Source organism: Streptomyces sp. NPDC058045, from assembly GCF_042885635.1.
Classification (GTDB): domain Bacteria; phylum Actinomycetota; class Actinomycetes; order Streptomycetales; family Streptomycetaceae; genus Streptomyces.
The window spans coordinates 149,074-161,870 of record NZ_JBHVRR010000010.1 but is presented as its reverse complement, the minus strand read 5'-3'; the positions used below and the strand labels follow the sequence as shown (position 1 = coordinate 161,870).

The 12,797-nt window shown below is 74.2% G+C and carries 8 protein-coding genes; 4 read left to right on the top strand and 4 right to left on the bottom strand.

Features of this window, described 5'->3' with window-relative positions; translation table 11 throughout:
• Positions 1 to 78 precede the first annotated feature (78 nt).
• Positions 79 to 726: a TetR family transcriptional regulator gene (locus ACFVST_RS09440; protein ID WP_390148494.1), complete on the bottom strand. Its 648-nt coding sequence runs from the start codon at positions 724 to 726 to the stop codon at positions 79 to 81.
• Positions 727 to 1,003: 277 nt separating this feature from the next.
• Between ACFVST_RS09440 and ACFVST_RS09435 the strand changes: the two genes are divergently transcribed.
• Positions 1,004 to 1,960, top strand: a complete 957-nt coding sequence (locus ACFVST_RS09435) for a VOC family protein (RefSeq protein WP_390148492.1) — start codon at positions 1,004 to 1,006, stop codon at positions 1,958 to 1,960.
• A gap of 287 nt (positions 1,961 to 2,247) precedes the next feature.
• Positions 2,248 to 4,587: a PQQ-binding-like beta-propeller repeat protein gene (locus tag ACFVST_RS09430; protein WP_390148490.1), complete on the top strand. Its 2,340-nt coding sequence runs from the start codon at positions 2,248 to 2,250 to the stop codon at positions 4,585 to 4,587.
• A gap of 294 nt (positions 4,588 to 4,881) precedes the next feature.
• On the opposite strand, the gene ACFVST_RS09425 is transcribed toward ACFVST_RS09430, so the two are convergent.
• The gene (locus tag ACFVST_RS09425) at positions 4,882 to 5,079 is read right to left on the bottom strand and encodes a hypothetical protein (protein WP_390148488.1); all 198 of its coding nucleotides are present in this window, start codon (positions 5,077 to 5,079) and stop codon (positions 4,882 to 4,884) included.
• Between the two features lie 316 nt (positions 5,080 to 5,395).
• Positions 5,396 to 8,350, bottom strand: a complete 2,955-nt coding sequence (locus ACFVST_RS09420; protein ID WP_390148486.1) for a BTAD domain-containing putative transcriptional regulator — start codon at positions 8,348 to 8,350, stop codon at positions 5,396 to 5,398.
• Between the two features lie 213 nt (positions 8,351 to 8,563).
• Here ACFVST_RS09420 and ACFVST_RS09415 point away from each other — a divergent pair, with 213 nt between their 5' ends.
• Both ACFVST_RS09415 and ACFVST_RS09410 read left to right on the top strand, forming a co-directional pair.
• Positions 8,564 to 11,176, top strand: coding sequence for a bifunctional FO biosynthesis protein CofGH (locus tag ACFVST_RS09415; RefSeq protein WP_390148484.1), 2,613 nt, complete (start codon positions 8,564 to 8,566; stop codon positions 11,174 to 11,176).
• A 55-nt stretch (positions 11,177 to 11,231) separates the two neighbouring features.
• Positions 11,232 to 12,347 carry an ADP-ribosylglycohydrolase family protein gene (locus tag ACFVST_RS09410; RefSeq protein WP_390148482.1) on the top strand — a complete coding sequence of 372 codons (1,116 nt, stop codon included), beginning with the start codon at positions 11,232 to 11,234 and terminating at the stop codon, positions 12,345 to 12,347.
• Positions 12,348 to 12,467: 120 nt separating this feature from the next.
• On the opposite strand, the gene ACFVST_RS09405 is transcribed toward ACFVST_RS09410, so the two are convergent.
• Positions 12,468 to 12,677, bottom strand: a complete 210-nt coding sequence (locus ACFVST_RS09405) for a DUF397 domain-containing protein (protein WP_390148480.1) — start codon at positions 12,675 to 12,677, stop codon at positions 12,468 to 12,470.
• Positions 12,678 to 12,797 lie beyond the last annotated feature (120 nt).

The window sequence follows — 12,797 nt, the reverse complement described above, 5'->3', positions numbered from 1 at the left end:
GGCCGTGGGCGTGCGCCACGGCCCGCCGCCGCGGGGAGGACAGGACTGTGAACGGGCCTTGCGGGGGCCGGCCCCGAGTTACCGGGTGGGCTTCCTTCCGGTCACCCCCAGATGCACCAACTGGGCCAGATTCGGCTTGAGTTCGGCCTGTTTCACACCCCAGGTCTGGAAGGCCTTCTGGTGCGAGGCGACGGCGGCGAGCATCGCCACCAGTGACCCGGCCACCGCTCCCGGGCTCACCTCGGGGCCCACCCGGCCTTTCGCCTGAAGCTCCTTCACCGCCTCCACCAGGGAGTTGTTGACCGAGTTCAGGATCTTCATCCGGATCTTGTAGAAACGTTTATCCCCTTCCGCGGCACCCAGATCGACCACCCGCAGAATGGCCTCGTTGTGCCGCCAGAAGTCGAGGAAGCCGTCCACCAGGTCCTGAGCGGTCTGCCAGCCCGCCTTGCCGGTCCAGGACCGGCCGGCCACCAGCTCCGTCAACTCCGAGGCCTGGGCGGCCGTTTCATCGGCGATCTCCAGGACCGCGCCTTCGACGTCGGGGAAGTACTGGTAGAACGTGGCCGGTGAGGTGCCCGCCTTCCGGGCCACGTCGATGACCTTGACGTCCCGGTACGGCGATGAACCGAGCATCTCGCCGAGGCAGTCGAGCAGCTTCTGGCGCGTTGCCTGCCCGCGCCGTCCCGCCACCCGGCCGTCGACGGTACGTACTTGTCCTGTCATGCCGTCAGCTTACCGACGCATGTTCGGAGCGCGATTCGGCCGACTGCAAATGAGGGGCGGCCCCCGGCAGGCCTGCTCCGGAGCCCTCCCCGGGGGGTGCGGGCGGGGTCCGGTTCCCGGGCGGCCGGAGCGTGCCGAGCCCGTGGGGTGGCCGGAAACCATCGCCCTGCGGGAGTGCGGAAGGGCGGCTAGCGTGGCCCCCGGGCGGCGTGCGAGCTGCCCGTACGGGCCGGTCGAGGTACCCGTGCCGGGCCGGCCGAGAGGAAGGAATCCGGTCATGGCCGCAACCGGCGCACCAGGCGGACCCGGCGGGCCCCCGCGGCCCGGAGCGCCCGCCGAGGGCGTCCCCTGCTGGGTCGACGTACAGCTCCCCGATATCGCTGCCGGCCGCCGCTTCTACGGTGACCTCTTCGGTTGGACCTTCCACCCTTCGCCTGCGGCCGACCCGGCCCGTCTGGTACAGGCCTACTCCGGCAGCCCCGCCGGCCCCGTCGGCCGTCTGGTCGCCGCGCTCGCCGCCAAACCCGACGGCCGGCTGCCCACCGTGTGGACGGTCCACCTCGCCACCCCGGACGCCGCCGCCACCGCCCGCCGGATCCAGGCCGCGGGCGGCACCGTCATCTCCACACCCGCCCCGCTCGGCACCCTCGGCACCGCCGCGCTCGCCGCCGACCCGGAGGGCGCCGTCTTCGGCCTCTGGCAGCCCGGCGACAGCCCCGGCTTCGAACTCCGCGACGCCCCCGGCTCGTTCACCTGGACCGAGGTCCACTCCCGCGACCGGAACACCGTCGACCCCTTCTACGCCCGGGTCTTCGGCTACGGCGCCCACGATCTGCCACCCGGCTCCGAGGCATGGCCTACTCAAGCGGCACGGCCTGCTCAACAGACGGCGGACGAGGCGGAGTTGGAGGACTGGGAGTCGGAGGGCGGTGCCGCCGAGGAGCCGCCGCCCGCCGTTCCCGGGCGGCGTCTGTGGTCCCCGGCCGGCGCCCCGCCGGGACCGGCCACCGCGGTCGCCGGACGCAGCCTCGGGCCCGGCGCCTTCCCGGCCGAGATGCCGCCCCACTTCCTCGTCCACTTCGCCGTCGCCGACTGCGACACGGCCGCCGCCCGCGTCACCGCCCTCGGCGGCCGCGTCCAGGCACCCCCCGCCGACACCCCGTACGGCAGGACCGCCGTGGTGGTCGACAACCAGGGCGCCGCCTTCGCCCTGCGCTCCCGCGCGAACGGTTAGCACCTCGCCGGGGAACTGCTCCTGGCGCACCGCGAGTAGAGGGTGCGCGCCGGCGTGCGGGGGAGTGTCCGCGCCCCGGTGTATCGGTGTTCGGTGGGGCGCCCGGGTGTCCCACCCGTACGATGCTGCGTTATCGCCGTAGTTGTACCGGGACACCCCGATCCGCCCCCGGGTTCGCACCGTGGGGCGTGGACAGGAAGAATCGGGGGGCGTGCCATCGCTGTGGTCCGGTGGTGAGACGCTGCACGGGGCCGTGGGGCACGGTCCGTACGGGGAGGTGGCAGGAGATGGATCAGCTGACGCAGCATGATCCGAGACGGATCGGCCCGTTCGAGGTGCTCGGCCGGCTCGGCGCCGGAGGCATGGGGCTGGTCTATCTCGCGCGCTCGGCGTCCGGCCGCCGGGTGGCGATCAAGACGGTGCGCACCGAACTGGCGGAGGACCAGCTCTTCCGGGTCCGCTTCACCCGCGAGGTGGAGGCGGCCCGCGCGGTCTCCGGTTTCTACACCGCCGCCGTCGTCGACGCCGACCCGCGGGCCGCCGTACCGTGGCTGGCCACCGCCTATGTGCCGGCGCCCTCCCTGGAAGAAATAGTGAACGAGACGGGGCCGCTGCCGGCCCAGGCGGTGCGCTGGCTGGCCGCCGGGGTGGCCGAGGCGCTCCAGTCGATCCACGGCGCCGGTCTGGTGCACCGCGATCTGAAGCCGTCCAATGTGCTGGTCGTGGAGGACGGGCCACGGGTGATCGACTTCGGGATCGCCAGCGGAGTCTCCAACACCCGCCTCACCATGACCAACGTCGCCGTCGGCACCCCGGCCTATATGTCGCCGGAGCAGGCGAAGGACTCCCGCAGCGTCACCGGCGCCAGCGACATCTTCTCCCTCGCCTCCACCCTCGTCTTCGCCGCCACCGGACACGCCCCGTACCACGGCGCCAACCCGGTCGAGACGGTCTTCATGCTGCTGCGGGAGGGCCCCGACCTGGCCGGGCTGCCGGACGAGCTGCGCCCGCTGATCGACTCCTGTATGCAGATGGACGCCACCGGCCGGCCCAGCCCCGCCGACCTCCAGGCCCAGCTCGCCCCGCACCTCTTCGCCTCCGGTTCCGATGACTCGGGCACCGCCTCCGCCTGGCTGCCGGAGCGTTCGGTGGCGCTGATCGAGGCCCGCCGCGGCGGACGGCCCGCACCCCGCCCCGCCCCACCCGAGCCCACCCCGGAGCCCGCCCCCGCGGTGCCCCCGCTGCCGCCGCACGCCCCACCGCCGCTGCCGGTACCGGGACCCGGCGCAGGCAACGGCGGCGAGGGGGACGGCGGCCCGGTACGGCTGGCCGGTGCGCAGGTGCCGATCGGGCCCGGGCCGAAGGTGGCGGAGGCACGGGCCGCCGCGGTCCGCTCCGCGGCCCAGGTGGAGGGCCTGTCCGCGGCCTGGTCCCGCCCCAAACCGGGCGCCTCCGTGGTGAGTCCACCCCCCACCGGCCCGCCCGCCGCACCCGACGCGGGCGCCTGGCGGCCCTGGCGGTTCCGGATGTCCAACGACGTCTGGGGCACCCCGTCCGTCGCCGGAGACCTCGTCTATGTCACCTCCTTCGAGGTGCACGCCCTGGACACCGGCACCGGCCGCCGCCGCTTCAAGACCCGCGACGTGGCCTGGTCGATGGCGGTGGCCGACGGCCGTATCCACGCCTCCGACGGGCCCGGCCTCTACGCCCTGGACGCGCAGGACGGCTCCGACCTGTGGCGGCTCGCCTCCGACGGCTGGGTGTACTCGCTGAGCGCGGACCGCGGCACCGTCGTCACCGGCACCCGCGGCGGCGGCGTACAGGGCTGGGAGGCTTCCAGCGGGCAGCAGTTGTGGGAGATCGGCGGGGCGCAGACCGACTTCGAGAGCGCCGAGGCCGGGCCGGTGGTGTGCGAGGGCACGGTGTACGTGTGGCAGGACGCGCGGCTGCGCGCCCTGGAGGCCAGGACGGGGGAAGAGCGCTGGTCCTACCCGATCGGTGACGCCGCGGCCTGCGGCGGGGTCCCGGTCCGCCTCACCCAGGCGCCCGACGGCTTCGTCTATGTCGTCGCCGGTACCCGGGCCCTGGCCATCGACGTCGACGCGGGCCATGTCCGCTGGCGCTTCGAGGCGCCCGCCGTCTTCCTCTCCCCGCCCGCCTTCGCCCCGGGACCGGCCGTCACCGGCGGCGGTATCTACCTCGCCGACTACCTGGGCACCGTCTACGCGCTGGACGCCACCGACGGGCGGGACCGCTGGCGGATCGCCACCGAGCCGCGCACCTCGGTGGAACCGGTCCTGGTCGCGGACGGGCATGTGCACGTCGGCAGCGGCAAGGGCCTCTACACACTGGACGCGGTCACCGGCGCCCCCAAGTGGCGCTTCCAGGCGGGCGGTGACGTGGTGGGCTCCCCGGTCGTCGCCGACGGCCGGATCCACTTCGGCTCCACCGACCACCTGCTGTACACGCTGAAGGCCGATGACGGCCGGCTCCGCTGGAAGCTCGCCACCGGCGGCGAGATCACCGGCACCCCCGCGGTCCGCTCCGGAGTCGTCTACGCGTGCAGCAAGGACCGCTGTGTGTACGCCCTGGACGCGGAGAAGGGCACCGGCACGGCCCGCGGCTGACCGCCCCGGGCGCGGGCGGCGGCCCGCGGGCACGGCGAAGGGGGCCGGGCGTTCGCCCGGCCCCCTGGTGTGTCCCCCGTCGTCCCCCCTGCGGAGCGCGCTGCCGCGGCTCCGGTGTTCCCCGTCCCGGGGGTTCCTGAGACCCCCGGGACGTGCCCCCGTGTCCCCCGTGCCCGCCGGCCCGGTGGTGCGGAGGCCCCCCAAGGCCCCCGCGGATGCGTCCGCCGCGTCGGCGTCCCCCTCCGCGCCGCCGCGGTCCCCCGTGCGGCGCGGCCGGCAGAACTGAGGCAGCCGTCAGGCCGTCTCGCCGGTGGCGTGGGCGTTGTCGGGGGTGACGGTGGCCTCGCCCTCGGCGGCCGCCTTGGGCTTGGCGGGGGCGGAGGTGGCGTGGGCGTTCTTGGTGCCGATCGTCTCGTCGGTGGCGTGCGCGTTGTCGGCGTGGGCCGGCTCGCTGGTGGCGTGCGCGTTCTCGGTGGTGATCTCGTCGCTCATGCTGGAAGTCCCCTTGTGGCTGTGGCGTTGCGTGGTGCGGACGGTCCGCCCGGCGGTTCCCCCGAGGACCGCCGGACGGACATCGCCCGGGCCGCTCACTCTAGGACGCGGCCCGGTGTCGCCCGTCTGTCCCCCGCGGTGACGGACCGACGAGACCACAGTGCCCCAGGGCGATAAACGAACGATGAACGTACCCCGACGGCCGGGTGGTTACCCCCCCACGGCTGCCCGGGCTGCCCCAACTCCGCGTGGTGCCACGGGAGTTCGCGTCACCGTGTGCCACCTGCCGCGCCCGGGTCCGGACCCGGCCGCGGTGTCAGGCCGCGGCTGCCGGTGCCAACAGGGCCTGTACCACGGCCTCTTCGGGCGAACCCATCTCATGGAAGATGTCCAGCGCCTCCTGCCAGCACACCTGCGCCCGGCCCGACTGCCCTATACCGGCCAGGCCCCGCCCGAGCACGGTGAGGACATTGCCGCGGCGCCACTCGCCGCCGATGCCGCGCAGCACCGTCAACGCCATCTCCGCGTTGGCCGCGGCCGGTGCCGGCCGGCCCGCCGCCAGATCCACCTCCGCCAGCCGGAACAGCGTCATCCCCTCCCACAGCCGCTGCCGGCTGTCGCGGAACACATCGAGGGCCTCCCGCAGCCGGTCCGCCGCGTCGCAGAGGCGGCGGCTCTCGGTGAGCGCCAGCCCCAGCGCATAACGCCCGTTGGCGCCCTTGAGGGCGTGCCCCATCTCGTCGTACATGTCGGCGCCCTGCTGGGCGAGGGCCACCGCGCTCGCGGTGCGGCCGGTCGCCAGATGGATCCGGGAGAGATTGCACAGCGCACTGGCCAGGCCCGGCCGGTCCCCGAAGCGGCGGAACCCGTCGATGGCCCGCTCCAGACAGGCCTCCCCGTCCTGGTGCCGGTTCTGGTAGAGCGCCACGATGCCGCCCATGTTCGACGACCAGCAGTCCGCCATCGGATCCCCGGCGTCCCCCGCCAGCCGCACCGCCCGGTCCGCCTCCTGCCGCGCCAGATCGAACCGGCCCGAGATGTGGTGCACATACGCCAGCAGCGTCAGCGCCCGGCCCTCGGTACGGGACTCGCCCGCGGCCTCGGCGGCGGCCAGCGCCACCCGCGCCACCGCCTCGTACTCCCGGGAGTCGGTGCCGGACTCGGCCAGGTCCACCGTGGTCCACAGCAGGTCCACCGCCCGCCGCAGGGTGTCGTCCGCGGCGGACTGCCGTACGCAGGCCAGCAGGGACACGGCCTCCGAATAGAGCCAGTCCCGGGCGGAGTTGCGGTCCTCGAAGACCAGGCCGGGGTAGGCGGTCGCCTCCAGGTGGTCCACCAGCCGGTCGCCGGGCCGCTCCAGGGTGTACACGCCGGCCGCGGTCGCCAGATAGAAGTCGAGCAGGCGGCTGAGGGCGGCGGGCCGCCCGGACGGCGGCTGCTCGTCGCGCTCCGCGCAGGCACGCGCGTAGAGCCGGACCAGATCGTGGAAGCGGTACCGGCCGGGCGCCGCGGACTCCAGCAGCGAGGTGTCCACCAGGGCCTCCAGCAGATCCTCCGCCTCCTCCTCCGGGCGGTCGAGCACGGCGGCCGCGGCGGACAGGGTGATGTCGGGGCCGTCGGCCAGGCCCAGCAGCCGGAAGGCACGCGCCTGCTGCGGCTCCAACTGCCCGTAGCCCAGCTCGAACGTGGCCTTCACGGCGAGGTCCCCGGCCTGCAACTCGTCCAGCCGGCGCCGCTCGTCGGCCAGCTTGGCCGCCAGTACCGACACCGTCCAGGTGCGGCGCGCGGCCAGCCGGGACGCCGCGATCCGGATCGCCAGCGGCAGGAAACCGCAGGCCGCCACCACGTCCAGGGCCGCGTCCCGCTCCGAGGCCGTCCGCTCCTCGCCCACGATCCGGGTGAACAGCAGCAGCGCCTCCTCCGGCGACATCACATCCAGGTCCACCAGATGCGCCCCCGCCAGATCCACCATCCGCACCCGGGAGGTGACCAGCGCCGCACAGCCCTCCGTCCCCGGCAGCAGCGGCCGCACCTGCGCCGCGTCCCGGGCGTTGTCCAGCAGCACCAGGACGCGGCGGCCGTCCAGCAGGGTGCGGAAGAGGGCCGCCCGGTCGTCCAGCGCGTCCGGCACCGCCGAGTCCGGAGTGCCCAACGCCCGCAGGAACGAGCCGAGTACGGTCTCCGGGTCGGCGGCCCCGGCGCTGGTGCCCTGGAGGTCGACGTACAACTGCCCGTCCGGGAAGGCCGTTCGGGCCTCGTGCGCCACATGCACGGCCAGCGTCGTCTTGCCGACCCCGCCGATACCGGCCAGCGCGGACACCGCCATCACCCGGCCGTCGGCCTGCGCCAGCACCTCGCCCAGCTCCGCCACGAACGCGGCCCGCCCGGTGAAGTCCGGTACGGTCGCCGGGAGTTGAGCGGGCCGCACCCGGGCGGCGGCCGGCTCCTCGGCGGGCCCGGCCGGCTCCGCCAGATGCGGATCGGCCGTCAGGATGCGCTGCTGCAACTCGCTCAGGCCCGGCCGCGGATCGACCCCCAGCTCCTCCGCGAGCAGCTTGCGGGTGTCCGCGTACACGGCCAGCGCCTCCGCCTGCCGACCGCAGCGGTACAGCGCCAGCATCAGCAGCTCCCGCAGCTTCTCCCGCAGGGGATGCGCCGCGGTCAGCGCGGTCAGCTCCGACACGGCCTCCCCGTGCGCGCCCTGCTCCAGGTCCAAGTCGAGCCTGGTCTCCAGGAGTTGCAGCCGCCACTCGGCCAGCCGGGCGCGCTGCGTCTGCGCATAGGGCCCCGGTACGTTCGCCAGCGGCTCGCCGTCCCACAGCCCCAGGGCCTGATTGCCCAGCACCCGGGCCCGCGCCAGATCGCCGCTGCCGCGCGCCTTCTCCGCCAGCGCCCACAACTCCTCGGCGCGCAGCAGGTCCAGGGTGTCCGCGGTGGCCCGCAGCGCGTACCCGCCGGACTCGCTGAGCAGCACCCCGGGCCCGAAGACCTTCCGCAGCCGGGACGCGTAGGTGCGCAGCGCGGCCAGCGCCTGTGACGGCGGCTCCTCGCCCCACAGCGCGTCGATCAGCTCGGACGCGGTGGCGGTACGGCCGCCGCGCAGCAACAGGGCGGCCAGCAGGGCGCGTTGCTGCGGGGAGCCGGAAGGCAACTGCTCCCCGTCGCGCCAAGCGCGTACCGGTCCGAGCACACTGAAGCGCAGGGCCGGCCCCGCGGAGTCCGTCTCCGCGTCCGGCCGCCGCTGCTCAGGTACTCGCGGTACACCGTCCATCGCAGCCCCCTGCCACACCCGTCGGATCGCTTCCGCCAGTCTGCCTTGTGGACCGTCGACGCGTCAGCTCAGCGAGACAGCTCTCACAGGGTTTTCGCACGTCGGCGCGGTGCCCGGGAGCCGGACTGTGGTGTGACGGAGGCAACGGAGGTGACGTGCGCGCCGCCTGGTGCGTCGCTGACGAGGCGGTGGGAGCGCTCGTATGCTCGGGTCATGACTGATCAGCGGCCCGAACAGCCCCGAACCCCGTCCGCAGCCGAGGCCCCCGCCCCCACCGCGAACGCCGTGCGCAGGGCGCTGCGCCGGGCCCGGGACGGGGTGGCGCTCGACGTCGCGGAGGCCGCGGTACTGCTTCGGCTGCGCGGGGAGGAGCTGCGGGAGCTGTGCGCCGCGGCGGCCCGGGTGCGGGACGCGGGCCTGGAAGCGGCGGGCCGGCCCGGGGTCGTCACCTACTCGAAGAAGGTCTTCGTCCCGCTGACCCGGCTCTGCCGGGACCGCTGCCACTACTGCACCTTCGTGACCGTGCCCGGCAAGCTCCGCCGGGACGGGCACAGCATGTTCCTCTCCCCGGACGAGGTCCTGGACATCGCCCGCCGCGGCGCCGAACTCGGCTGCAAGGAAGCCCTGTTCACCCTCGGCGACCGCCCCGAGGACCGCTGGCCCGAGGCCCGCGAGTGGCTGGACGCCCACGGCTATGACGACACCCTCGCCTATGTACGCGCCATGGCGATCCGCGTCCTGGAGGAGACCGGGCTGCTGCCGCATCTCAACCCGGGCGTGCTGACCTGGACCGACCTCCAGCGGCTGAAGCCCGTCGCCCCCTCGATGGGCATGATGCTGGAGACCACCGCCACCCGCCTCTGGTCCGAGCCCGGCGGCCCCCACCACGGCTCCCCCGACAAGGACCCCGCGGTCCGGCTGCGGGTACTGGAGGACGCCGGCCGCTCCAATGTGCCGTTCACCACCGGCATCCTCATCGGCATCGGGGAGAACCACGAGGAGCGGGCCGAGTCCCTCTTCGCCCTGCGCCGGGTGCAGCGCGCCTACCACGGCGTGCAGGAGGTCATCGTGCAGAACTTCCGCGCCAAGCCGGACACCGCGATGCGCGGGATGCCGGACGCGGAGCTGGAGGAGCTGGCCGCCTGTATCGCCGTCGCCCGTCTCGTCCTCGGCCCCCCGGCCCGAATCCAGGCCCCGCCGAATCTCGCCGACGCCCAGTACGCGCTGCTGCTCGGCGCCGGGATCGACGACTGGGGCGGGGTGTCGCCGCTCACCCCCGACCATGTCAACCCGGAGCGGCCCTGGCCCCGGATCGCCGAACTCGCCGCCCGCACCGCCGAGTCCGGCTTCACCCTGCGTGAACGCCTCACCGTCTACCCGGAGTTCCTCAGCCGCGGCGAACCCTGGCTCGACCCGCGCCTGCTGCCGCACGTCCGCGCCCTGGCCGATCCGGAGACCGGGCTGGCCCGGGAGGACGTACGGCCGGCGGGGCTGCCCTGGCAGGAGCCGGACGAGGCGTTCACCGCCACCGGCCGCACCGATCTGCACCGCACCATCGACACCGAGGGCCGCTCCGGTGACCGGCGGAACGACTTCGACGCGGTCTACGGCGACTGGGAGGCGCTGCGGGAGCAGGCGGCACCCGGCCTGGTACCGGAGCGGGTCGAGGGGGACGCCCGGGAGGCGCTGCGGGTCGCCGCCGACGACCCGACCCGGCTCACCGACGCCCAGGCGCTGACCCTGCTGCACGCCGACGGGCCCGCGCTGGACGCGCTGTGCCGGATCGCCGACGACGTCCGCCGCTCGGCGGTCGGCGAGGACGTCACCTACATCGTCACCCGCAACATCAACTTCACCAATGTCTGCTACACCGGCTGCCGCTTCTGCGCCTTCGCCCAGCGCCGCACCGACGCCGACGCCTACACCCTCTCCCTGGACCAGGTCGCCGACCGCGCCCAGCAGGCCTGGGAGGTGGGCGCGGTGGAGGTCTGTATGCAGGGCGGCATCCACCCCGACCTGCCGGGCACCGCCTACTTCGACATCGCGCGGGCCGTGAAGGAGCGGGTGCCCGGGATGCACGTCCACGCCTTCTCCCCGATGGAGGTCGTCAACGGCGCCACCCGTACCGGGATGTCCCTCCGCGACTGGCTGACCGCGGCGAAGGAAGCCGGCCTCGACACCATCCCCGGCACCGCCGCGGAGATCCTCGACGACGAGGTCCGCTGGGTCCTCACCAAGGGCAAACTGCCCGCCGCCACCTGGATCGAGGTCATCGAGACCGCCCATGAACTCGGCATCCGCTCCTCCTCGACCATGATGTACGGGCATGTCGACCAGCCCCGGCACTGGCTCGGCCACCTCCGCACCCTCGCCGGGATCCAGCAACGGACCGGCGGCTTCACGGAGTTCGTCACCCTGCCGTTCATCCACACCAACGCGCCCGTGTACCTGGCCGGTATCGCCCGCCCCGGCCCCACCCCGCGCGACAACCGCGCGGTGACCGCCATGGCGCGCCTGCTGCTGCACCCGCACATCCCCAACATCCAGACGAGCTGGGTGAAGTTGGGCACCGAGGGCGCCGCGGAGATGCTGCGCTCCGGCGCCAACGACCTCGGCGGCACCCTGATGGAGGAGACCATCTCCCGTATGGCCGGGTCGAGTTACGGCTCCTACCGCTCGGTGCGCGAGCTGGAGTCCATTGCCACGGCGGCGGGGCGCCCGGCGCGGGCCCGTACCACCCTCTACGGTGAGGTGCCCGGGGAGCGGATCCGGGCCGCGGCGGCCTCCGACGGCCAACTGCCGGAGCTGCTCCCGGTCCTGGACTGACGCCCGCTACAGTGCAGCCGAACCAGGCGCGCCGCGTGTGCTGGGAGGAGACCCGTTGAGCGCAGCAACCGGAGCCCTGTGGGGCCGGGCGGAACAGCAGGACTTCCGCAGCCGGGTCCGCGGCACGCTCCTCGGGTCCGCCGTCGGCGACGCCTTCGGTGCCCCGGTGGCCGCGCTCGGCCTGGACGCGATCCGCGCCACCCACGGCGCGGACGGACTCGCCGCACCGGTACCGGCGTTCGGCCGCCGCGGCGCCGTCACCGCCGGTACCCAACTGGCCCTGTTCACCGTGGACGGCCTGATCCGCGCCCAGGTACGGCGCGACACCGGCGCCTGGCACCCGCCGACCGATCTGCACCGCGCCTACCGCAGATGGGCGGCCACCCAGTGGGACTGGGGGCCGGACGAGCGGCGGGCGGAGGACGGCTGGCTGGCCCGCGAGGAGTGGCTGTACGCGCGCCGCGATCCGCCGAAGGCGTGCCTGACCGGCTTCGCGGAGGAGTCGATGGGCACCCTCCAGGAGCCGCGGAACCGGGACGAGCGGGGCGCGGCGGCCGCGGCGCGCTCGGCTCCGTTCGGTCTACTGGTGGGCTGGGAACCGCAGTTGGTGGCGCAGTTGGCGGTGGAGTGCGCGGTGCAGAGCCATGGTCATCCGGTGGCGTATCTGGCGGCGGGCGCACAGGCGGTGATGGTGCACGCACTGGCCCGCGGGGAGAGCCCGGACGCCGCGGTGCAGCGGGCCCTGGCGCAGTTGACGGCGAGACCGGGCCACCAGGAGGTCACCGAGGCCCTCCAGCGGTCCCTGGGCGCGGTACGGCAGGGGATGCCCTCGGCGCAGCGGGTCGCGGAACTGGTGGGCGACGGCGAGGCGGACGGCCTGCTGGCGGCGGCCGTGTACGCGCTGCTGGTGGGGGAGGACGTACGGCACGGGCTGTCGCTGGCGGTGAACCACGGCGGGGACTCGGCGATCTGCGGGGCGCTGGCGGGGGCCCTGCTGGGGGCGCTGCACGGGGAGACGGCGCTGCCCCCGGCCTGGGTGGCGGAGCTCGAAGGGCGGCCCACGGTACTGGAGTTGGCGGACGACTTCTCGATGGAGATGACGCAGGGCCCGGCTCTGCACAGCCCCTCGATGGCGTCCCCCGGCTGGCTGGCCCGCTACCCGCGCGCCTGAGCGGAGCCAGGGCGGACGGGCGCCGGGGCACGGGCATGGCCGAGCCCCCTCGGCCGGGACGGCGATCCAGTCGAGAGGGCTCTTACACGGTGCCTTGGTGCGTTGTTCCGGTGACGTGCATCAGTCGCGGTCGAACGCCCCTCGGGCCACCTCGGACACGAACGAGGTCCATGTCGCGGGTGCGAACCCGAGGAGCTCGCCCCCGGTCACCTTGGAGTCGCGCACCGAAACCGCGTGCACGGCAGGGGACTTGATCTCCACGCACGCACCGTTGCCCGTGGAGTACGAGGACTTGGTCCAGGTATCCGTGCCACCTTGCTGGATTGCCATTTCCGCTCCGGGGTTGGTCGGTCGTGGGTGACCCCCAAGACCGCGCCCCGGGGGGGGGGGGGGCCACAACACCAACCCCCCACCCCCGAAGGGGGGGGAGAAGAACGGGAGGGAAAGAAA

Coding starts and splice junctions, on each gene's coding strand:
- ACFVST_RS09440 (WP_390148494.1), bottom strand. CDS start 726: ATGACAGGACAAGTACGTACCGTCGACGGCCGGGTGGCGGGACGGCGC.
- ACFVST_RS09415 (WP_390148484.1), top strand. CDS start 8,564: ATGACTGATCAGCGGCCCGAACAGCCCCGAACCCCGTCCGCAGCCGAG.
- ACFVST_RS09405 (WP_390148480.1), bottom strand. CDS start 12,677: ATGGCAATCCAGCAAGGTGGCACGGATACCTGGACCAAGTCCTCGTAC.
- ACFVST_RS09425 (WP_390148488.1), bottom strand. CDS start 5,079: ATGAGCGACGAGATCACCACCGAGAACGCGCACGCCACCAGCGAGCCG.
- ACFVST_RS09420 (WP_390148486.1), bottom strand. CDS start 8,350: ATGGACGGTGTACCGCGAGTACCTGAGCAGCGGCGGCCGGACGCGGAG.
- ACFVST_RS09435 (WP_390148492.1), top strand. CDS start 1,004: ATGGCCGCAACCGGCGCACCAGGCGGACCCGGCGGGCCCCCGCGGCCC.
- ACFVST_RS09430 (WP_390148490.1), top strand. CDS start 2,248: ATGGATCAGCTGACGCAGCATGATCCGAGACGGATCGGCCCGTTCGAG.